Origin of the sequence: Pseudarthrobacter sp. NPDC058119 (assembly GCF_042884655.1) — a bacterium.
Taxonomy (GTDB): Bacteria; Actinomycetota; Actinomycetes; order Actinomycetales; family Micrococcaceae; genus Arthrobacter.
This window is the reverse complement of the sequence record NZ_JBHVTN010000003.1, coordinates 254,778-274,837: the sequence shown is the minus strand read 5'-3', so window position 1 is coordinate 274,837 and position 20,060 is coordinate 254,778. Positions and strand designations below refer to the sequence as shown.

The 20,060-nt window shown below is 64.4% G+C and carries 19 protein-coding genes; 10 read left to right on the top strand and 9 right to left on the bottom strand.

What is annotated here, in order from left to right:
* Positions 1-93: 93 nt before the first annotated feature.
* Entirely contained in the window at positions 94-1,485 is a 1,392-nt protein-coding gene (locus ACFVTD_RS09205) for an MFS transporter (protein WP_387561286.1), read from the bottom strand.
* Positions 1,486-1,681: 196 nt separating this feature from the next.
* Entirely contained in the window at positions 1,682-2,350 is a 669-nt protein-coding gene (locus tag ACFVTD_RS09200; RefSeq protein WP_387561283.1) for a GntR family transcriptional regulator, read from the bottom strand.
* Positions 2,351-2,536: 186 nt separating this feature from the next.
* Here ACFVTD_RS09200 and ACFVTD_RS09195 point away from each other — a divergent pair, with 186 nt between their 5' ends.
* Positions 2,537-3,304, top strand: coding sequence for an SDR family NAD(P)-dependent oxidoreductase (locus ACFVTD_RS09195; protein ID WP_387561280.1), 768 nt, complete (start codon positions 2,537-2,539; stop codon positions 3,302-3,304).
* Positions 3,305-3,352: 48 nt separating this feature from the next.
* On the top strand, positions 3,353-5,041 hold the full coding sequence (locus ACFVTD_RS09190; protein ID WP_387561277.1) for an amino acid permease: 1,689 nt from the start codon (positions 3,353-3,355) through the stop codon (positions 5,039-5,041).
* Positions 5,042-5,139: 98 nt separating this feature from the next.
* On the opposite strand, the gene ACFVTD_RS09185 is transcribed toward ACFVTD_RS09190, so the two are convergent.
* Entirely contained in the window at positions 5,140-5,820 is a 681-nt protein-coding gene (locus tag ACFVTD_RS09185) for a GntR family transcriptional regulator (RefSeq protein ID WP_387561274.1), read from the bottom strand.
* Between the two features lie 297 nt (positions 5,821-6,117).
* On the opposite strand from ACFVTD_RS09185, the gene ACFVTD_RS09180 reads away from it, so the two are divergent.
* From ACFVTD_RS09180 to proC, 5 genes are all read left to right on the top strand, one after another.
* Entirely contained in the window at positions 6,118-7,506 is a 1,389-nt protein-coding gene (locus tag ACFVTD_RS09180; RefSeq protein WP_387561271.1) for a protoporphyrinogen/coproporphyrinogen oxidase, read from the top strand.
* Between the two features lie 48 nt (positions 7,507-7,554).
* A complete protein-coding gene (dapA, locus tag ACFVTD_RS09175) occupies positions 7,555-8,448 on the top strand; it encodes a 4-hydroxy-tetrahydrodipicolinate synthase (RefSeq protein WP_387561268.1) in 894 nt (297 codons plus the stop codon).
* 2 nt (positions 8,449-8,450) lie between these two features.
* A complete protein-coding gene (locus ACFVTD_RS09170; protein WP_387561265.1) occupies positions 8,451-9,944 on the top strand; it encodes an aldehyde dehydrogenase family protein in 1,494 nt (497 codons plus the stop codon).
* A 216-nt stretch (positions 9,945-10,160) separates the two neighbouring features.
* On the top strand, positions 10,161-11,498 hold the full coding sequence (locus tag ACFVTD_RS09165; protein ID WP_387561262.1) for an MFS transporter: 1,338 nt from the start codon (positions 10,161-10,163) through the stop codon (positions 11,496-11,498).
* A 116-nt stretch (positions 11,499-11,614) separates the two neighbouring features.
* A complete protein-coding gene (gene proC / locus ACFVTD_RS09160; protein ID WP_387561259.1) occupies positions 11,615-12,508 on the top strand; it encodes a pyrroline-5-carboxylate reductase in 894 nt (297 codons plus the stop codon).
* A gap of 37 nt (positions 12,509-12,545) precedes the next feature.
* On the opposite strand, the gene ACFVTD_RS09155 is transcribed toward proC, so the two are convergent.
* The 6 genes from ACFVTD_RS09155 to ACFVTD_RS09130 all read right to left on the bottom strand — a co-directional run bounded on the left by ACFVTD_RS09155 (position 12,546) and on the right by ACFVTD_RS09130 (position 17,629).
* Positions 12,546-12,974 (bottom strand): universal stress protein, encoded by a 429-nt coding sequence (locus ACFVTD_RS09155; RefSeq protein WP_387561256.1) that lies wholly within the window; start codon positions 12,972-12,974, stop codon positions 12,546-12,548.
* An 88-nt stretch (positions 12,975-13,062) separates the two neighbouring features.
* Entirely contained in the window at positions 13,063-13,920 is an 858-nt protein-coding gene (locus ACFVTD_RS09150; protein ID WP_387561253.1) for a substrate-binding periplasmic protein, read from the bottom strand.
* A gap of 56 nt (positions 13,921-13,976) precedes the next feature.
* Entirely contained in the window at positions 13,977-14,639 is a 663-nt protein-coding gene (locus tag ACFVTD_RS09145) for an amino acid ABC transporter permease (protein ID WP_387561250.1), read from the bottom strand.
* A complete protein-coding gene (locus tag ACFVTD_RS09140) occupies positions 14,639-15,286 on the bottom strand; it encodes an amino acid ABC transporter permease (RefSeq protein WP_387561247.1) in 648 nt (215 codons plus the stop codon). The genes ACFVTD_RS09145 and ACFVTD_RS09140 overlap by 1 nt, the downstream gene beginning before the upstream one ends.
* Positions 15,287-15,293: 7 nt before the next feature.
* On the bottom strand, positions 15,294-16,085 hold the full coding sequence (locus tag ACFVTD_RS09135) for an amino acid ABC transporter ATP-binding protein (protein ID WP_387561244.1): 792 nt from the start codon (positions 16,083-16,085) through the stop codon (positions 15,294-15,296).
* A gap of 215 nt (positions 16,086-16,300) precedes the next feature.
* Entirely contained in the window at positions 16,301-17,629 is a 1,329-nt protein-coding gene (locus tag ACFVTD_RS09130) for a flavin monoamine oxidase family protein (protein WP_387561241.1), read from the bottom strand.
* A gap of 249 nt (positions 17,630-17,878) precedes the next feature.
* Between ACFVTD_RS09130 and ACFVTD_RS09125 the strand changes: the two genes are divergently transcribed.
* From ACFVTD_RS09125 to ACFVTD_RS09115, 3 genes are read left to right on the top strand one after another with little or no spacing between them, the layout of a single operon-like run.
* Entirely contained in the window at positions 17,879-18,670 is a 792-nt protein-coding gene (locus tag ACFVTD_RS09125; RefSeq protein WP_387561238.1) for a FadR/GntR family transcriptional regulator, read from the top strand.
* Entirely contained in the window at positions 18,667-19,371 is a 705-nt protein-coding gene (locus tag ACFVTD_RS09120; RefSeq protein ID WP_387561235.1) for a cache domain-containing protein, read from the top strand. Before ACFVTD_RS09125 ends, ACFVTD_RS09120 begins: the two co-directional genes overlap by 4 nt.
* Positions 19,368-20,036, top strand: coding sequence for a GntR family transcriptional regulator (locus ACFVTD_RS09115; protein WP_387561232.1), 669 nt, complete (start codon positions 19,368-19,370; stop codon positions 20,034-20,036). The genes ACFVTD_RS09120 and ACFVTD_RS09115 overlap by 4 nt, the downstream gene beginning before the upstream one ends.
* Positions 20,037-20,060: the final 24 nt, after the last annotated feature.

Sequence of the window (20,060 nt, the reverse complement as noted above, 5' to 3'; positions counted from 1 at the left end):
TTAAATAACCCCTGGTGTGGGGGGCTGCTCGGGGGGGGGGGGCGGGGGCCGCCCCCGCCCCCCCCCCCCCGCCCCCGGCGGGTTTCGGGGGCCCTACTTCACCTGCAGGGCGGGCAGCTCCTCGTCCGCGGCGCCGGAGGCCGGCTCCCCGCCGGCCTGGGCCAGGGTCATCCCCTTTGTCTCCTCAGCCATGAAGACACAGACCATGAAGCCTGCCGCGGTCATGATGGCCGCCACCAGCATGGTGGGGCCGACGCCCCAGTAGGACAGGCCGAAGGGCAGCGCGAAGGTGCCCAGCGCGGCGCCGATGCGGCTGACGGCGGTGGTGATGCCGACGGCGCTGGCCCGCACGTGCGTGGGGAAGATTTCGCTGGGGTAGGCCCATTCAAGGATGCTGGGGCCGCCGGAGAAGAGGGCGTAGGCGACGAAGCAGCCCACGATGATGGCCACCGGTGCGCTGGGGAACAGGCCCAGGATGAACAGCGGGATGGCCATGAGGGCGAAGCACCAGATGATCAGCGGCCGGCGTCCCCAGGTCTCCACGAGTTTCAGGGCGGGGATGCAGCCGGCAAGGAACACCAGGTCGATAATGACAGAGCCGAGGTTGGCGAGGTTGCCTTCGCCCATCCCAAAGGAGCCCAGGATGGTGGGGCCAAACGTGAAGATGGCGAACAGCGGGCCCACCTGCAGGGCGTAAAAGGAGCTGCAGAAGACGATGCGCTTGAGGTAGGGCTGCTGCAGCAGGATGCGCAGGTCCACCTTTTTCGTCTCCCTGGCGGCTGCCTCAGGGGTCTCGAAGACGACGTGGTCAACGTTCAGCTGGTCCGAGAGGGCGGCGCGCAGCGCGGACTTGGCGTCCGCCTTGCGGCCGTGGTGCAGCAGCCAGCGCGGGGACTCCGGGGTGCCCAGCCGGATGAGCATGACGATGGCGCCCAGGACTGCCGAGGTCAGCAGCATCCAGCGCCATGACCCGGCCCCAAAGACCTCGAACACGGCAAAGCCGATCAGCGACGCCAGGGCGGCGCCGATGAACCAGCCGACCTGGAGGACGCCCAGCATCTGGCCGCGGCGCTTGCGGGGAAGCCACTCGGCCAGCAGGGAGTTGGCGATGGGGTAGTCGGCGCCGATCGCCAGGCCTGCGATCAGGCGGCTGATGATCAGCTGCCAGGAGTCCTGGACAAAGAACTGCAGTACGGAGGAGATCACCAGGACCCACAGGTCAATGGTGTACATGAGCTGGCGACCGATCCGGTCCGTGAGGGGACCGAGCAGGACGGCGCCGAAGAAGATGCCGATCAGCGCGGCTGCGCCGATCAGGCTGGTTTCGAGTTCGGTGGTCTTGAACTCTGCGGTGATGCCTACCAGAGCGATGGCAATGATGCTCAGGATGTAGCCGTCAAGGATCGGCCCTCCCATGCAGGCGGCAACGAGCTTCTTGTGGAAGCGCGAGAACCGCGCCTCATCTATAGCGACGTGTATGTTCATCGAATCCTTCTCTTGGTTAGGGAAGCCTGCGCGAGGCAGCCGCCATTGGCCGCCCGCACGCTAAAGGATCTGGACGTATGGCACTGTCCAGGACCTGGGGCGGATGACATGGAACAACTTGCTGAATCAAGCGTCGACGCTTGATATATCAAGACCTTATTGTGGACTGGGTCACAGGTCAATCGTTCCCGCCGTGTTACATGCTGCGGATGAAGCGGCTCAGGCGCGCCAGATGCCCCGCCATGGCGTCGCTGGCGCGTTCCTCATCCTTGTCCAGGATGGCGGACACGACCATGCCCAAGTCGTTGAGCTGTTCAAGGATCAGGGGGTGCCGCTCCAGGGAAAGCCCAAGGATCCGCGTCCACAGGTTGGCGTGGCGGACGAGTGTTTCCTCCAGTCGCCGATTGCCGGCCGTCCGGTAGATCAGCTGGTGGATCGCCAGGTCCAGGCGCATGAGGTCGCTCTGGTCCACTGCCCCCGGGTCCAGCGAGCCAATGATGCCCAGGTACTTGTGGAATGTTTGCGCTGCCTCGCCCCGCACGGTTCGTGCCGCCAGGCCTGCCGCCATCGGCTCCAGCGCCTGCCTGATCAGGCCAATCTCGTCGAGGTCCGCATAGTCCACCGCGGCGGCGTACGTTCCCTTGCGCGGGTAGGAGACCACCAGGCCGTCACCCTCAAGGTGCCGCAGTGCCTCGCGGATGGGCGTCCGCCCCATCTGCATCTCCGCGGAAAGTTGGGTCTCGTTGATGGACTGGTTGGGCCTGATTTCCAGGGTGATCAGCCGGTCGGCGATGACCCGGTAGGCGACATCGCCCAGCGACTCCTCGGCCGGTGCCGGTCTTCCCGCCAGAGGTATTTCGAGCATGGCACCAGTCTGGCATTGCGCTGACGGTTCATGCCGGAAACCGCTCCGAAACGCGACTGTCATATTAAACATTTAAAACTAAAGTCTATTGCTTCTCATGGCTTCCCTTCCTACAGTGGACATACGTCCACGGTGATGCACGTCACTAAGGAGCGTCCTGAATCCCAATTGCTTGATGGAGTCAACATGAACTCAATGTCCCTGGCCGGCCAAATCGCACTGGTGACTGGTGCCGGCCACGGCATCGGCCGTGCCAGCGCCATGGCGCTGGCCGAAGCCGGTGCCCTGGTGGTTGCTTCCGACCTCGATTTTGCCCGCGCCAATGAGACCGAGCAGATGATCAAGAGCGCCGGCCACGAGGCAGTAGCGGCAGTGGCCGACGTGACCGATGAAAAGGCGATGCTCGCCGTCGTCGATCACACTGTCCGCACCTACGGCCGACTGGATGTTCTGCACGCCAACGCCGGCGTACTCATGGCCGGAACGGCCCTGACGCAGACCCTGGATGAATGGGACACCACGTTCCGGGTCAACGTCCGCGGCACCTTCCTCACCGCCCGGGCGGTGCTGCCGCAGATGATCCGGCAAAAGTCCGGTGCCGTCATCATCACCGCCTCAGTATCCGGACTGATCGGTGAGCCGGACCTCGTGGCCTACAACTCCTCGAAGGGCGCGCTCGTGAACCTCACCCGCCAGCTTGCCGTGGAATATGCGCAGCACGGTATCCGCGTCAACGGCGTCTGCCCGGGATGGATCGAAACAGGCTTCAATGATCCCGTGCTCGGCCACTTGGACGACGCCGAACTCGGCCAGCTCGTCGACCGGCAGGTGCCGCTGGGGCGCCAAGGCACGGCTGAGGACATCGCCCCCGCGGTGGTGTTCCTCGCCTCCGACGGTGCCCGGTACATCACCGGCCAGTTGCTTCCCATCGACGGCGGACTCACGTCCATGTAGCTGCCCCACTTCTTTTCAAAAACAGGCACAAACCCAAGGATCCCCACCATGTCAGTCACGCAGTCCCAGCGCTCCGACGACGAGATTCTCGCCAACCTGGGCTACAAGCCCGAGCTGAAGCGCTCCTGGTCAGGCTTTTCCAACTTCGCTATCTCCTTCTCTGTTATTTCCATCCTCAGCGGTCCCTTCATCAGCTTCTTCATCGGCTGGAACAACGGCGGACCTGCCGCCATCAGCTGGGGCTGGCCCATCGTCTGTGCGCTGATCCTCGTGGTCGGACTCTGTATGGGCGAGCTTGTCTCGGCCATGCCCACCTCCGGCGGGATGTACTACTGGGCGGCCAAGCTCGGCAGCCTCCGGTCCAGCTACTTCACCGGCTGGTTGGACTTCCTGGGCCTCCTGGCCATCGTGGCCGCCGTCTCCTATGGCTGCGCCACCTTCATCGACCTGACGTTGTCCTCCTTCAGCGAGGCGTGGGCCGCAGACTACTCACTGACCCGTGTGTTCCTGATCTTCATCGGGGTGCTGCTGGTGGTCACCCTGCTCTCCATCTTCTCCAGCCACCTGCTGGCGATCTTCAACAACATCTCCGTCTGGTGGCACGTCATCGGCACGGTTGCGATCATTGCGATCATCATCTTCCTGCCGGAACGGCACGCCAGCATTGCCGACGTCTTCACCCAGCGGATCAACAACACTGGCTGGTTCGACGGCGAGACCTCCGGCATGGGGTTCATCTTCCTGGTGCTGCCCCTCGCCGTCGTCCTTCCCCAGTTCACCGTCACAGGCTACGACGCCTCCTGTCACATGTCCGAGGAGACCAAGGGCGCCTCAAACTCGGCAGCCAACGGCATCTGGCAGGCCATCCTCTACTCGGCCATCGGCGGCTGGATCCTGCTGCTGGGCATCCTCTTCGCCGTCCAGGACGCCGATGCGGTCACCGCCAGCGGCGGCAGCGTGGTCACCGTGCTGAACCAGGCGCTCAGCGGCCCGTGGGTCAGCACCGTGCTGGTGATCTCCACCGTGGGACAGTGCTTCTGTGCCATGGCGTGCATGACCTCCACCACCCGCATGCTGTTTGCGTTCAGCCGCGACGGCGCAGTCCCCGGCGCCCGCCTCTGGACCCGCCTGAACAAGAGCGGCGTGCCGCTGTACAGCGTTGCCCTGGTGGCCGGCCTGGCGATCGTCTTGGCGCTCCCGGCCCTCGTGGAGGTTGACATCAACGGTGCGCCGGTCCCGGTGGCCTTCAATGCGGTCGTTTCAATCGGTGTAGTGGGCCTGTACCTGGCCTTTGCAATTCCGATCTTCCAGCGACTCCGCAAGGGATCGGCCTTCCAGCGCGGCTCCTGGCACCTGGGCCGCAACTACAAATGGCTCGGAACCATCGCGGTGGCGGAGATTGCGGTGACCACGGTGATTGCACTCCTGCCGACCTCTCCGCTCGGCGCACCGTGGAACCCGGACTTTGAGTGGAAGTACTTCAACTACACGCCCTTGGTGGTTGGCGGTACCCTGCTGGTGCTCTGGGTGGCCTGGCAGCTGCGGGTCAAGCACACCTACACCGGCCCCCGGCACACCGTGGACCTGCCGGCCGGGCTCACGTCCGCTGATGAGCTGGAGATTGAATACGAGGAGCACCACCCCGGACACCACCACCCGCACGGCGGCCATGAAGCAATGCCGTCAGCGGACCCGGAACGGCAGCAGCAGCCCAGCCCGGCCGGCGTGGGGGAGTAGCAGGCTCCGGCCGATAGAAAGCACCCCTGGCTGCCCCACGATGGGGCGGCCGGGGGTGCTTTCCGCGTTCCGGGCCCAAAGCTGCGGTGACCTTGGCCCTATACCGCGGCCTGGTCGGCGAGCCGTGCCTTGATCCGCTCGCTGGCGTCAAGGAGGGAGGCGTGGTTCACCGCTGCGGCAGCGGACGGGTCGCCGTTCCGCGCGGCTGTAATGAGGTCCTGCTGGTAGCGCCACAGGGAGTCGTCGTTGCCGGTGTCAAGGGAGCCTTTGGCACCCACGATTTTGTAGGCCCGGCATTGCTGCCAGAGGGTGCGGATCATCTGCATGAGGACGGGGTTCCCGGCCGCCTGGTAAAGGATGGCGAGCATTGCCTCGTCGTGGTCCAAAAGGGGGACCACCCGGCCGTCACTGATTGCTTCGCGCATCAGGTCGTACTCGGTCTGCATCCTGTCGCACTCCTCGGCAGTCACGCGCTCACTGCCCAGTCGTGCCGCCTCGGTCTCCAGCAGGCGGCGGACGTCATAAACGTGGATCAGTTCTTCGAGGCTCAAGTTCTTGACCACCGCGCCCTTGTGCGGCTCGCGTTCGGCCAGGCCCGCTTCCTCGAGACGGCGGATTGCTTCCCGTACCGGCATGACGCTGGTACCCACCTGATCAGCAAGATCCCGGACGCGCAGCCGCGAGCCCGCCGGCAGGTCGCCGTTCAGGATGGCCGCGTGGATCATGTCATAGACCTGGTCGGTGAGAAGGGTGGGTGCAACGCGCTTGGATATGACCACAGATCAAATATAGCCCTGCCGGTTCTACCTTTGCGGCTGCTGGTCGGTATGGCTTGGGCAGAAAAAATCGCCCGTAACCTCTTGTGTGATTTGTGATCACATCTTATGGTGGTTTATGTCACACGGTGTTGGAGGGCAGATTTTCCTCCGAACAAGCCGGAGGCAACCCGGCCAGGGGAAACCGCCCGTTGACGATGCATTCTGCTACCCCAGGCCAACGAAACTTCCGGAGGGACCGCCGCACATGCTGCCCCTCCTGGCACAAGACCTACGAAACAACAGCAAGGAACGGGAAAGATGAAAGACGCAGTAATCGTCGGAGGCGGACTCGCCGGACTCTCTGCAGCGTGGCGGCTTCGGCACTGGGACACAGTTGTCCTGGAGTCCGGAGACCGCGTTGGCGGCCGCATCCGCTCCGAGCGCCGGGGTGACTACTGGTTGAACTGGGGCGGGCACGTCTTTGCCGGCGCTGGATCCTCAACCGACGCGCTGCTCAACGAAGTCGGCGTGATGGCCGTCCAGATCCCCGGGTCCCTGCAGGGCCTGTCCATGAACGGCAAGTTCATCAAGAAGGGCCACATCGCAACGTACCCTCTCCGCATCCCGATGTCCCTCTCTTCCCGCGTGGACACTTTCCGCGCCGGCCTGAAAGTGGTCAGCGGCGTGGCAAAGTACACCGGCGTAGTCCGCAAGCGTGCGGGGGAGTCCGGTGCCATGCGGCAGCAGCGCATCTACGACTTCGAGAACAACACCTCCTTCCAGGACTTCATCGGCAACCTCTCCGAAGACGCGGCTGCCCTGTTCAAGACCACCGTCACCCGCTCCGCCGGCGACATGGACCAGATCTCCGCGGGCGCCGGCATCGGCTACTTCAGCCTGGTCCTCGGGTTCGGCCAGGGACTCAGCCGCGGCATCGTCGGCGGCCCGTCCACCCTGACTGAATCCATCGCAGCTGCCATGGGCAGCGACCGCATCGAACTCGGCGCCGTGGTCCACGAAGTAGTCCACAAAAAGGAATCCGTCGTGGTCCGGTACCGCCAGGACGGCGTCGACCGCGAAGTTGAGGCGCGCACTGTTGTCCTCGCCACCACTGCCGACGTGTCGCACAAGGTGGGCGTGGACCTTCCGGAGGAGCTGCGTGGGGCATTGAGCCAGATCCAGTACGGCCCGCATGTCAGCACCGCATTCCTGACCAACGAAACCACCGCGAAGCCGTGGGACGACATTTACGCCATCGCGGCCCCCAAGCGCTCCTTCGCGATCGCCCTGAACCAGGCGAGCATCGTCCGCGGCACCGAATCCGTCCGCAAGCCCGGCGGCAGCTTCATGACGTTTTCCCCGGCCAGCCTGGGCAAGGCCCTGCTGGAGAAGAGTGAGGAGGAAGTCATCAAGACCCACCTCACCGACCTCGACCAGGTGCTGGGCCACGGCTTCGCCGACAGCGTCGTCGAGGCCAAGATTGACCGCTGGAAGAACGCCTCCCCTTACTGCTTCCCGGGCCGGGCCAAGATCCAGTCCACCCTGATGCGGGGCGCGGACCGCGTCTTCCTGGCCGGCGACTACCTGGGAACGCTCTACACCGAAAGCTCCATCACCACCGGATTCTCCGCAGCGCAGGAGGCCGCCAGCGTCCTGGCCACCCAGCGCCAGGCTCCGCCGCAGGCCGGCCTGTCCGTCGTCGCCTGACCCGACCCCGACCCACAACCCACGAACTTAAGCAGCAAGGAACCAAACATGTCGCAGAACCTCCGCGGTGTCCTCACCGCCCTTTCCACCCCCTTCAACCAGGACGAGACCATCGACGTCGACACCCTGCGGAAGATTGTTGACCGCTCCATCGACGCCGGTGTTGACGGCGTTGTTGCCGCCGGCTCCACCGGCGAGGTGGGGGCGCTGTCCTCCGAGGAGCGCCTGCTCCTCATCGAGACCGTCATCAAGCAGGCCAGCGGCCGCGTACCTGTCATCGCCAACACCGGCGCCACGTCCACCGCCGAAGCCATCCGCCTGTCGCAGGCTGCCGAGAAGCTGGGCGCGGACGTTCTCATGCTGATCACCCCGTACTACGAGCCACTTTCCCTGGAAGAGACCGTCACCTACATCAAAGACGTGGCCAACTCAGTCAAGATCCCGGTCATGCTTTACAACATCCCGGCCGTCACCGGCGTAAACCTGGACCCCGCCACCGTACGTGCCCTGGCCGAAGAAGTGGAGAACATCCGCTACATCAAGGACTCCAGCGCCAACTGGGAACAGGCCCTGCAGTTGATCCACCATCACTCTGATGTCATCGGCACCTTCATCGGCTGGGACGTCTACCTCTACAGTGCACTCGTGGAAGGCGCCGCGGGCGTCATGGCAGGCACGGCCAACGTGGTCCCCAACGAAATCGTGGGCGTCAGCCGCCGCATTGCCGAGGGTGACCTGTCCGGCGCCCTGGAGCTGTGGAAGAAGGTCTACCCGGTCATCGACGCGCTGCTCTCGGTGCCGTTCATTCCCGCCGTCAAGGCGGGCCTGACCCTGCAGGGCCTTCCGGCCGGCTCGCCCAAGCGTCCCACCGCGGAGCTCGGTGCCGAGGACCACGCCCGGGTCCAGCAGGCCCTGTCCGCCCTCTACCAGACGGTGGCCTAGCGATGAGCACCACTGAGACATCAGCATTCACGGTCATCCGGGCGGAAAGCACTCCCGTCCCGTCCCTTCCGCCGTTTGGCCAGTTCATTGGCGGTGCGTTCGTTCCGTCCACATCGGACGCAACGGTCGACGTCGTCAATCCGGCGACGGAGGAAGTCCTCACCCAGGTGCCGGCAGGCTCCGTCGAGGACGTCGACGCCGCGGTGGCGGCCGCCGTTGCGGCCAAGGCCGGGTGGGCGGCGACAACTCCCAAGGAGCGCGCCGGTGTCCTGCTGCGGATCGCGGACATCATTGAGTCCAACCGGGAACTGTTCGAAACCCTGGAATCTGCCAACACCGGCAAGACGGAGATGGTGGCCGAGGACGATATCTCCAGCGCCATCGACACGTTCCGGTTCTCCGCCGGCGCAACCCGCGCCTACAGCACCTTGGGCGCGGACGACTATGCGGAGAACCACACCTCGGTGATCTTCCGCGAACCCGTGGGCGTCGTCGGCGTTATCACGCCCTGGAACTACCCGCTGCTGATGGCCGCCTGGAAAATCGCCCCCATCCTCGGCGCCGGCAACACCCTGGTGCTCAAGCCCTCAGAGCAGACACCCATGACCACGCTCAAACTCGCCGAACTCATCGCCGATGAAGTTCCCGCCGGCGTCGTCAACATTGTCACCGGCCCCGGACGGGTGGTGGGCAACAGGCTCGCCGAGCACCCGGACGTGGACCTCGTGGCCATCACCGGAAGCGTCAGCAGCGGCCAAAAGGTCGCCGCCAGCGCGTCATCCTCGGTCAAGCGCGTCCACCTGGAACTGGGCGGCAAAGCCCCCGTGGTGGTGTTCGCCGACGCCGACCTGGAAGCCGCCGCACAAGGCGTGCGTTCGGCCGGGTTCTGGAACGGCGGCCAGGAATGCGGCGCCGCCTGCCGGGTCCTGGTGCACGAATCCGTGGCTGAGAAGTTCACAGAACTCCTGGTCCGGGAGGTCAGCGACATCTCCATCGGCACTCCCGGCACTGGGTCCGACGTCGAAATCGGCTCGATGATCTCCGGCGCCCACTACGAGCGTGTCCTTGCCGCCCTTGAGGACGTCCGAAAGGACGGCCTGACCATCGCAGTCGGAGGCAATGCCATCGACGGGCCCGGCTACTTCATCGAACCGACCGTGGTCACCAACGTCCCCGCGGGCGCTCCGATCACCAGCAACGAGATCTTCGGCCCGGTGGTGTCGGTGGAGACCTTCAGCACCGATGAAGAAGCCGTGGCCCGCGCCAACGAAACCATCTATGGCCTGGCCGCCTCGGTGTGGACCAAGGACAGCGCGCGCTCGCTCACCGTGCCGCGGCAGCTGGACTTCGGCACGGTCTGGGTGAACTCGCACCTGGTGATCGCCACCGAGATGCCGTGGGGCGGTTTCAAGGGCTCCGGCTACGGCCGCGACCTCTCCAGCTACGCCCTTGACGATTTCTCCCGCACGAAGCACGTTATGTACAACCGGGGCTAAAACCTTCCCGGCCTGGACTGTGGTTCCGGGACCGCCCCCGCACCGGGCGGTGCCGGAACCGCATCTGGTGGCCGCGAGCCACATCTTCCACGGACTTCTCAATACAACTCGTGCAGCTCATTGACCTGGAGGTCAGGAAATGCCCGAACGCCAGCTTCCCAATGTCGCGAACAAGGCGAACACCTTCGCGTCTTTCGCAATTTGCCAGGAGTGACCATGTCATCCACAAGAATTCCCAACGCACACCGGGGCCTCGCCTCAACCGTCAACAAGAAGCGCTTCCTGACCAGGATGGTCACGGTCCTCATCGGCGGGATGGTCCTGGACGGTTACGTCCTCGGCATCATCGGCCCGGTTGCCGGAAGGATGGCCCAGGACCTGCAGCTGACCGCCCTGTGGCAGGGCCTGATCGCCGCGGCCGCCCTTATCGGCATTCTGATCGGCTCCCCGATCGGAGGCTGGGCGGCAGATAAGTGGGGCCGCAAGCCTATTTTTATGTTCGACATCGGGGTGTTTGCGCTTGCCTCCGCGATGCAGTTCTTCATCGATTCACCAATCTGGCTGCTTGTCGTGCGGCTTCTGATGGGTATCTCGATCGGCACGGAATACGCCGTTGGCTGGCCCCTGATGGCCGAATTCTCGCCGGCCCACCTGAGGGGGCGCCTAATGGCCGCCATGGGTATCGCCTGGTACGGCGGATTCATGATCGCGTTCCTGACCGGTCATCTGCTCAGCGAGTACACCGAAATGAGCTGGCACTTCATCCTGGGCACGAGCACGTTCATCGCCGTGGCGATCTTCCTGGGCCGCCTCGGCATGCCCGAGTCGCCGCGCTGGCTGTGGAGCGTGGGACGGAAGGACGAGGCCCGTGCCCTGGCATTGAAGTACATGCCTGATGACGCGCTCGACGACGTCCAGCACGAGGACGTACGCAAGGGCAGCTTCAAGATGCTCTTCTCCAAGGAATACTGGCGTTCCACGCTCTTTATCTCAGGGTTCTGGTTCTGCGCCGTGACGCCGTACTTCGCGATCGCCACCTTCGCCGACAGCGTGCTGGACCAGTACGGCCTCGCCGGCGGACTTGCCGGGGGAGTGGGGCTTTCCTCCGTCGCCCTGGCCGGCGTTATCGTCACCTTCCTGCTGATCGAAAAGGTGGGCCGCCGCGCGCTGACGGTGCCGCCGCAGTGGCTGTGTGCCATCGTCCTGGGCATCATTGGCCTCTGGGCAGGTGCCCCCGCCATCGTCGTGCTCGTCCTGTTCCTGGTCTTCTCCTTTTTCAACGCGGGCTATAACACCTTGACGAACGTCTACCCGGGTGAAGTCCTGCCCACCGAAATCCGCGGCATCGGGACCGGTTTCGCCGCCGCAGTGAGCCGGGTCGGGGCAGGCATCGGCACCTTCCTGATGCCGCTGTCAATGCAAAACCTCGGGCCCGGTCCCACCATGCTGATAGCGGCCGGAGTGGCCCTCGCAGGTGCTGCGCTGTCGCAGTGGCTCGCCCCCGAAACCAAGGGCAAAACCCTCACACAGGCGGCTGCAGGGTACGCACACTGACACGGCAGGGCAGGCTGGGCCTGCCCTGCCGCTCCCGAGATATAACGAAGTTGGCGCCGGATGTCCTCCGGCGCCAACTTTGTGTCACCAGCTGCCCACGAAAAGGAACAAGAGTTATGCCACAGAACTTCGCCGACGGTCCCCTCACACCCAGGGACCCGGACCCCATCGAATTGCCCAGTGTCGCCGTCCTGGGTGCCGGAGCGATCGGAAAGTCGCTGCTGAAAGGGCTGACCAGGCCATCGGTGACCGTCAGGGGAGCTATCCGGGCCACGTGTTCCTCGGCCAGCCGGGCAAGAGAACTGCTGTCGGAGTTCCCGCAGGTCGCGGTGGCCTCCGTGGAGGAGGACCTTGACGGCAACAGGAAAGCGGTCCAGGACGCTGAACTGGTAGTTCTTGCCGTCAGCCCCGACCTCGTTCCGGCCGTCGCCGCCGCCATTTCGGATTCCCTGAAGCCCGGTGCCCTCGTGGTGAGCGTTGCCGCCGGCGTAACGCTCGGCGCCCTGCAGGAGATGCTGCCGGCCTCCGGCACGGTGATCCGTGTGCTGCCCAACATGGGAGGGGACGTCGGCTTCGGCGTCACAGGCCTGGGGAGCAACGAGCGCAGCACGGAGCAACAGCTTGAGGCAACGGCAGACCTTTTCCGCACCATTGGCACCGTGGTAACGGTTCGGGATGACCAGCTTGATGCTGTAAGCAGCCTCTCCGGCTCCGGTCCGGGCTACTTCTACTTCTTTGTCGAGCAGCTGACGGCCTCGGGAATGGAGCTTGGCTTCTCCCATGAACAGGCCCGGGTGTTGGCGGAGCAGACCTTCCTGGGCTCGGCAGCGCTCATGCATTCTTCCGGACGGCCGCCGGCGGAGTTGCTTGGGTACTTCACCGCACCTGACGGGACCAGTATCAGGGCCTTAAAACAGCTGGCCGATGCCGGCTTCAAGGAGACTCTCCTCAAAGCGGCATCGGCCTCGATGGCGCGGGCTCGGGACATCGCCGCCGAAACCGGGCAGTAAGTCACCGGGCAGCACGTCCCCCCGCGCTCGAAAACTGCTAGTCGGCGTCGTACGTGTTGGCGATGTAGACGTCGCAGGGCGCGTTGTGGGCGACGCTGTTGGCCACGCTACCCAGGACGCGTCCGATGCCGCGCATCCTGCGATTGCCCACGACGATGATGCGGGCCTCCTTGCTGATGGCTTCCCTGATGAGGGCGTCGGCGGGCCTGCCGCTGGCTGCAGCATGGGTGATGTTGATGTTCCCGCCCAGTGTGTCAGCCACGGCCCTGGCAACGTGCCCGGCCTTGTCAGCGTCCGAGACGAGCCACTTGTTGGTGCCGCTGCCGAAGACCTCGGACCGGTCGCCGTCGAACGCTGACACGACGTGGAGGGTGGCACCCAGTGAGGCGGCCAGGTCCCTTGCAGCCTCCGCGGCCTTCCTAGCCGTGTCGCTGCCGTCGACGCCGACGACAATGGTTCCGCTCATGTCAATGCTGCCTTTCTTTGTTGTGCAAACACCAAGGGCGACGCCGGGCAGGACATCCGGCGTCGCCCTGGTGCAGGACGGTGGTGGATCAGAGCTCGCTGGGTGCGCCCGGTTCGCCGACCGAGGCGTCGATCCCGTACTTCTCGAGGATCTTCTTGATGGTTCCGTCGGTCCGGAGCTTCTCGATGTCCTCGTCCAGGGCCTTGCCGAGCGCTTCGTTGTCGAGGCTCGACGGCAACATCACCTGGCCGACCGACGCGAACTGGGGAACGTTCGGGTTCGGCTTGACGTCGATCACCTGTGCCCCCTCGATCGGGGCATCCTTGAACCGGTATTTAGCGGACGCGGCGGAAGCCACCAGGGCATCGATGCGGCCTGCCTTGAGGTCCGAGTAGATGGATTCGTCATCCTGGTAGATTTTGAACTTGTCTCCGAGCCACTTCGACATGCTGTCGTTCCAGAGGTTGCCGGCGACGGAGCCAACCACCTTGCCTTCAAGGTCATCGCTGGTGATCCCCTTGGTGGAAACGATCGCCTGCGGATCGCTCCACAGCGGCGTGCTTAGGTAGAGGATCTTCTTCCGTTCCTTGGTGCGCAGCCAGTTTCCGGAGCCGATGTCAACGCGCTTGGACTGCACGGAAGAGATGACGGCCCCGGCACCGCCGGAGGTGCTCACCGTGACCTTGAGGCACTCTAGCTTGGCGATTTCGTTGATCAGGTCACCCTCCATGCCGGTGACGGTGTCGCCCTGCAGGATCGTCGCGGGTGCGTAGTCGTAGCTTGCTACCGTGAGCTCACCCTGGTTGATGGTCTTGAGGTCAGTGTGGGCGGGCTTGCAGTCGCTTGAACCGCCTGCGGTGTTGGTTCCGCCGCAGGCGGAAAGGCTGATGGCGAGCAGGCCGGCGGCGGTGCCGGCCGAAAGCGCGCGCACGAGGGTACGGGACATGGTTTCTCTTTCGTGTTGAGCTGGTGGGGCGAAACCCCGGGGATGGATGGAGCGGTTTAGTTGCGTTGCAGGTGCCGTCCGAGGCGCTGTTCCAGAAGCCGGACGAGGCCGAGGAAGACGAGGGTCAGGGATCCGTAGATGACTGCGGTGAGGGTGTAGACGCCGAGGTACTGGAAGGTGATGGATCCGATTTCGAACGCTTTGGACATCAGTTCCGGTACGGCGATGACGAAGGCCAGTGCGCTGCCCTGGAAGATCAGGACGGCGAGTCCGGCCAGTGGAGGGGTGGAGATCCTCAGTGCCTGGGGGAGGATGATGAGCCGGAACCCCGTCCAGCCGCGGAGCCCTGAGGTTAGTGCCGCTTCTCTCTGGCCGAGGGGTACTGCGGCGATCCCGGCCCTGAAGTACTCGGAGGCGTAGGCGCCGGTGTTCCAGCTCAGTGCGATGACTGCCGTTGTGAAGGATGTCAGGGTGATGCCGGCGTCGGGGAGGCTGAAGTACATCAGGTACAGCAGCACCAGGGCCGGCAGCCCACGCCCGATCTCCACGAAGAAGAAGGAGATCCATTGCAGGGGTGCGATTTTCGCTGCGGCCATGACGGCGAACAGGAGGCCGAGCGGGAAGCCGAAGAGCAGCGACAGTCCGGTCAGTTGGAGGCTGACCATGAGGCCGGGGGCGAGGTTCGGCAGCCAGTTGAGCCATTGGGTGATGAGGTCCATCAGGCCACTCCGATCTTCCTGCGCAGCGTGAGGTCGACCCGGCGGGAGATGAGGGCGACGATGAGGCTGATGACGATGTACAGCACCCCGGCGACAACGAAGGAGAGCAGACCTTCGTGCGTCTGCTTGGCGCTTTGCTGGGCGTAGTAGGTGATCTCGCGGACACCGATGGTGGAGGCCAGCGCCGAGTCTTTCAGCAGCCCGATGCCGTAGGTGGCGATGGCGGGCAGCGCGACCCGGAAAGCCTGCGGAGTGATGATGTGCCCGACGGTGGTGACGGCGCTCAGCCCGAGGGCGTGGGCGGCCTCACGCTGGCCGTCGGGGATGCTGAGCAGGCCGGAGCGGTAGATCTCCGCCATGAAGGCCGAGGCGATGATGGAGAAGCCGATGATCGCGGCCTGGATCGTAGTGAGCCGCAGCGCGAACTGGGGCAGGCCGAAATAGATCAGGAACAGCCAGGTGATCGGCGGGATGACGCGCACGATGTTGATGTACAGGGTGGCCATGGCCCGGATTGGGGCGATGGGAGAGCGTGCGGCCCCGACCAGGACCAGGCCGATGATGCCGCCGAAGAGGAGGGAGGCGCCCGTGACGTAGAGGGTGAGCCCTACGCCTTGGGCAATCGAGGACAGCAGTTGCATGATCATTGCTGTGTCACCGGTCCAGGACGGCTTTGAGGAACTGGCGGGTGCGCTCGTTCTGGGGGGCGGTCATGACTTGTTCACTCGGGCCGATCTCCAGCACCCCGCCGTTGCCCATCACCATGATGCGGTTGGACACGTCGCGGGCGAAGTGCATTTCGTGCGTGACGACGAGCATGGTCATGCCTTCATCGGCCAGGTCCCGCATGACGGCGAGGACTTCCAGGCCGATCTCGGGGTCGAGGGCGGACGTTGGTTCGTCGAAGAGCATCACCTTCGGGGACAATGCCAGGGCGCGGGCAATGGCGATGCGCTGCTGCTGGCCGCCGGACAGGCGGGCGGGATAGGCCTTGGCCTTTTCCGGCAGCCCAACCCGCTTCAGCAGCCGGTTGGCGACCTCTTCGGCCTGCTCCTTGGACGACCCCAGCACCTTGCGCTGGGGCAGCGTGATGTTCTCCATCACGGTCAGGTGGGGGAACAAGTTGAAGCTCTGGAAGACCATGCCGGTCACCCGGCGAAGGTGGTCCAGGCTGGCCTTGTCCGGCAGCTTGCCGCCGGCCACCACGTGCGCCCCGCCGATGGAAATCTCGCCTTCGGTGGGAATCTCCAGGTAGTTCAGGCAGCGCAGGAAGGTGCTCTTGCCGGCCCCGGAAGGTCCGATGATCGAGACTACTTCACCTTCGTTCATCGTCAGATTCACATCCGACAAAACGCGGGTGGCGCCGTAGCTCTTACCAAGACCCGCGACAACAACCTCACCTGACAGTGCGATTGGTCGGGCTTTCGTGCCAAAACTTAGGCCCATTGTGTTTCCTTCGGTTAGTGGGCGCCTATAACGCTGAATGGGTCCGCGGGTGCCTGTTTGCAGGCTCCCGAGGGTCCCCGCTTCTTCTTGGGCTGGCTGTGGAATCCACCACAACAACCTGTGCTTTACGTCACTTTAGTCGGCAGTTTATGCCATGTCTAGATCTGTGATCACAAATCTTTTAGTGAGTTTCGGCTGTCAGGATACCGCTCTGATCAACTTGCTGCGGCCAGGGAAGCCCTGATGTGCGATGCCACCCGGTCTGCTTCCGCATAGGCGCCGTGGGTGCCTGCGGTTTCGGAGGTGTAGTCCCCGGCGAAGTGGAGCGATCCCACGGACTCCTGAAGCTGGGGCAAAGCCGCGGCCCGTTCCGGCTCCAGCAACGCGAAGCAGTGTTCCCATGTTTGGGCATGCACGCCTACGATCCTGCCCTTGAGTTCCGGGGCGACAGCCAGGACGGCCTCGACCCACTCACCAACCCGCGCTTCATCCTGCTCAAAGCCCGGTTGGAAGCCGGCGGAATTTCCGTAACACGTCAGCTGGAGAAGGTTGGCCTTGGAGGTGTATGCCGTACCGCCGGGGACGGGATTGATGATCGCGTCGAAGGGCATCCCAACGGTGGTGATGAACGCCCAGTTGTGGAGGTGCGGCAGCCCTTCGATATCGGCAACGACGTTGAGGGTGGTGCTGCCGGGAGTCCCTACCTTGCCCAGGGCGTTGATCTTCCATGCCGGCAAGCCCTTGGCGAGCCGGGGCACCAGTGGAGCCGGAACCGTCAGGACCACCTGCCGCGCCCACAGGGTTTCCTCCCCGCCGGGTCCTGACACGGACACCCTGTGCGCATTCTGGTTTGGGAGATAGGCCACGTCGTTGACCCGCGTGCTGAAGCGGACAACGCCTTCCGGGAGGTGCTCCATGATCGCCCGCGGAATGGCCTGCATTCCAGCCAGGGCAAACAGCCGGTTGTTCTTTTCCCGCGCCAGGTAGCTTGCGAAGTAGCGCAGGGCGTACTTGGCCGAAAGTCTCATCGGGTCGCCTACTGCCCCACCGCGGATTGCGGTGGCCACGATGTCCCGGACGGCGGGTTGGAGTCCTCGGAGGCGGTCGGCCACCGTTTCATCGGCCAATTGCGCCAGGTCGCTGCGGAGAACGCCGTTGCTGGTGCTTTCTGCGTATTCCTTGAGCGAGGCGTCAATGAATTCCTTGAGTTCGGCCCTCTCCGAGGCGTCCAGGTTCAGCCCTGCGACCAGGTTCTCATTGGTCTGCGCGACGACGGTGCTGCCGTTCACGTGGATGCCGTACGTTTCGGGGTGGAACGGGGTTGTTTCCAGCCCCAGTTCCGAGGCGATTTCTTCCGTCTTTGTGTCCCTGTAGATGAACATCGCGCCGGAATTGGCGGAAGTCCCGGCCAGGGGGACAGTGCGCGACCTGCCGCCCGCGTCTGCTGCTGCCTCCAAAACGCAGACGTCCAGCTTGAGGTCCCGGAGGTAATAGGCCGTTCCGAGCCCTGCCGCGCCGGCGCCAACGATGAGTACGTCGTGCATAGTCCTGTCCAGCCTTTCCTTGTTCCCTGCGGGCGGCCGCACTGAAGCCCAGCCCTGTACCGCCCGGCACTGCGATCCACATCACAGGCCTCTCATGTGATCACGTCTACATGATGTCGTCAAGAGATATATCAGTGCAGGCCACTTGATGACGCCGAACCGTGGAATTGCAGCGGGTGAGAGAAGGGAACTCCGGGATAACCTATGGTTCTAACGGTTATTGCTTTGTCGCTGCGAAGGAGCGGATCTTTGGTCGACTCGACCGGCGTCTTGGGATCAGTCTCCCTGCGGGCCCTTGAGATGGCGGCCCAGGTGCGTACTCCCGGCGGGGAGGTTCTGGGCAGGGCAGAGCAGGTAACCCGGCAATTGGAAAGCGCCATCGGGATGGGGCTGATGAATCCGGGCGAACGCCTGCCGCCGGAATCGGTGATGGCCGAACACCTTGGTGTCTCGCCGCTGACCCTCCGGCAATCCCTGGCAGTCCTGCGCAGCAGGGGCCTCCTCGGTACCCGCCGCGGCCGGGGCGGGGGCAGCTACGTGGCGGGCATCCTTCCCGTTCGTGAGGCCGATATTGCACGGGAGCTCCGGAGCCAGAGGAGCGACGACCTCCGGGACCTCATCGACTTGGCTGCCGCAACCGCGGGTTCGGCCGCAAGGCTGGCATCCCAACGGGCAGACGACCAGGACCTGCGCCGTCTGCGGAGCCTCGGCCGCCGGTTCCGGGACTGCACGGAACCGCATATGTTGCGCCAGGCCGACGCCCGGCTCCATATCGGCCTGGGAGTGGCAGCGCAGTCCCGCCGCCTGACCTCACTCCTGATCCAGGTCCACGCGGAACTGTCGCCGCTGACCTGGGGCGACGCATGGCTGGATGAGCAGGGCGCCGCCGTAGGTGAACATGAAGGCCTCCTGGACATGATCGCCACTGGGGACGCCGCGGCAGCGGAAGAACTGGCCATCGCCCACTTTGAACGGGAAGGTGCCCTCATTATCGACCAGCACCTCGCCATCCTGACATCTGACTTGGCGGACGCCCCGTGACGGCCCTCGACGGCGTCCTCGAGGCAACGGCGCAGGCCTTGAGCGTGCGCCTGGAGTCTGTCTTCACCAGCCTTGGGCAACTGGCGGAAGTATCCGCGTCGATCCTTGGCACGCCGGGAATCCAACACTCGGCTTTGGAGGCGCTGAAGCCGGTGGTGGACCGCGTCGTAGCGGGCCAGGGCGGATTGGTGGACAGCGCCGGGATCTCGGTTGTCCCAGGCGTCCTTGCGGACGCGGACGCCTGGCACCAGTGGTGGAGCCTGGTCAAGGGAAAACTCGTCTTCATTCCCCATAACCTGAACCCGGCCTCGGTCAACTACTACGACTACACAGACATGACCTGGTTTGAGCAGCCGCTCGCCTCCGGCGGCCCTGAACTCATTGGCCCCTACATCGACTTCGGCGGTGCGGACATGAAAGTGGTCACGGCATCCTTGCCTGTCATGCAGGGCTCACGGGCCCTGGCCGTGGCCGGGGCCGACCTCTCCATGGACGGTCTCGAACGCATCTTCCTGAAGAGCCTGGGCCGGCGGCAGGAGGACATCGCGCTGGTTACGGTGACAGGCAAGGTGGTTGCCTCCAACAGTGCCCGTTTCGCTCCGGGGACACGGTTTGAGGGCGGAACCCCGTCCAAAGTTTCAGTTCCGGTCACGATTACTGGTCCAGCCAATGCCCCATGGCAGCTGGTGGCCGCCCCATGACTGGTGACCGCACGCAGCCCATGATGGTCCGCCCCGCCGGCACCATGGGGCAGTTCGCCTATGAGGAGCTCCGCGAACGGCTCATCACCCTGGAAATCCAACCCGGCCACCCGTTGAATGAAGTCCCGCTCGCCGCTTCGCTTGGCGTCGGCCGGACAGCCGTACGTGAGGCGCTGACCCGCCTTGAATGCGATCACTTGGTGGTTTCCTATCCCCGAAAGGGGACGTTCGCCACCATGGTGGACCTTGCCGAACTGGCCGACGTCTCGGAAATCAGGATGCTCCTGGAGCCCCTGGCCGTGAAGCGCGCTGCCATGAATGCCAACCAGGAACTCAGGAAAGAACTCCAGCAACTGGCCCAGTTCCTGGAGCAGCTGGATCCTGCTGCCGACCAGCGGTCCCTGATGCAGCATGACATGGCCGTGCACCGGCTGATCTACCGCGCAGCCGGAAGTTCCCGCCTTGAGGAGATCCTGGTCCGTTACGACAACCTGGCCACCCGCATCTGGTGCTTCCTCCTGGACAAGCTTCCGTCCGTTTCCGGGGAGATCAAGGAAAACGCGGCCCTGCTCCGGGCCATTGCGGGTGGGGAGGCCGAGCAGGCTGCGTCGCTTGTGACGGAGAGTATTGCCGCCTTCGAAGCGACAGTCCGCAAGGTTATCTGAGCGGCACCTGCCCCTGGGCCGGAC

Coding starts and splice junctions, on each gene's coding strand:
- ACFVTD_RS09170 (WP_387561265.1), top strand. CDS start 8,451: ATGAGCACCACTGAGACATCAGCATTCACGGTCATCCGGGCGGAAAGC.
- ACFVTD_RS09200 (WP_387561283.1), bottom strand. CDS start 2,350: ATGCTCGAAATACCTCTGGCGGGAAGACCGGCACCGGCCGAGGAGTCG.
- ACFVTD_RS09145 (WP_387561250.1), bottom strand. CDS start 14,639: ATGGACCTCATCACCCAATGGCTCAACTGGCTGCCGAACCTCGCCCCC.
- ACFVTD_RS09195 (WP_387561280.1), top strand. CDS start 2,537: ATGAACTCAATGTCCCTGGCCGGCCAAATCGCACTGGTGACTGGTGCC.
- ACFVTD_RS09115 (WP_387561232.1), top strand. CDS start 19,368: ATGACTGGTGACCGCACGCAGCCCATGATGGTCCGCCCCGCCGGCACC.
- ACFVTD_RS09140 (WP_387561247.1), bottom strand. CDS start 15,286: ATGATCATGCAACTGCTGTCCTCGATTGCCCAAGGCGTAGGGCTCACC.
- dapA (WP_387561268.1), top strand. CDS start 7,555: ATGTCGCAGAACCTCCGCGGTGTCCTCACCGCCCTTTCCACCCCCTTC.
- ACFVTD_RS09165 (WP_387561262.1), top strand. CDS start 10,161: ATGTCATCCACAAGAATTCCCAACGCACACCGGGGCCTCGCCTCAACC.
- ACFVTD_RS09205 (WP_387561286.1), bottom strand. CDS start 1,485: ATGAACATACACGTCGCTATAGATGAGGCGCGGTTCTCGCGCTTCCAC.
- ACFVTD_RS09135 (WP_387561244.1), bottom strand. CDS start 16,085: ATGGGCCTAAGTTTTGGCACGAAAGCCCGACCAATCGCACTGTCAGGT.
- ACFVTD_RS09130 (WP_387561241.1), bottom strand. CDS start 17,629: ATGCACGACGTACTCATCGTTGGCGCCGGCGCGGCAGGGCTCGGAACG.
- ACFVTD_RS09150 (WP_387561253.1), bottom strand. CDS start 13,920: ATGTCCCGTACCCTCGTGCGCGCGCTTTCGGCCGGCACCGCCGCCGGC.
- proC (WP_387561259.1), top strand. CDS start 11,615: ATGCCACAGAACTTCGCCGACGGTCCCCTCACACCCAGGGACCCGGAC.
- ACFVTD_RS09155 (WP_387561256.1), bottom strand. CDS start 12,974: ATGAGCGGAACCATTGTCGTCGGCGTCGACGGCAGCGACACGGCTAGG.
- ACFVTD_RS09190 (WP_387561277.1), top strand. CDS start 3,353: ATGTCAGTCACGCAGTCCCAGCGCTCCGACGACGAGATTCTCGCCAAC.
- ACFVTD_RS09180 (WP_387561271.1), top strand. CDS start 6,118: ATGAAAGACGCAGTAATCGTCGGAGGCGGACTCGCCGGACTCTCTGCA.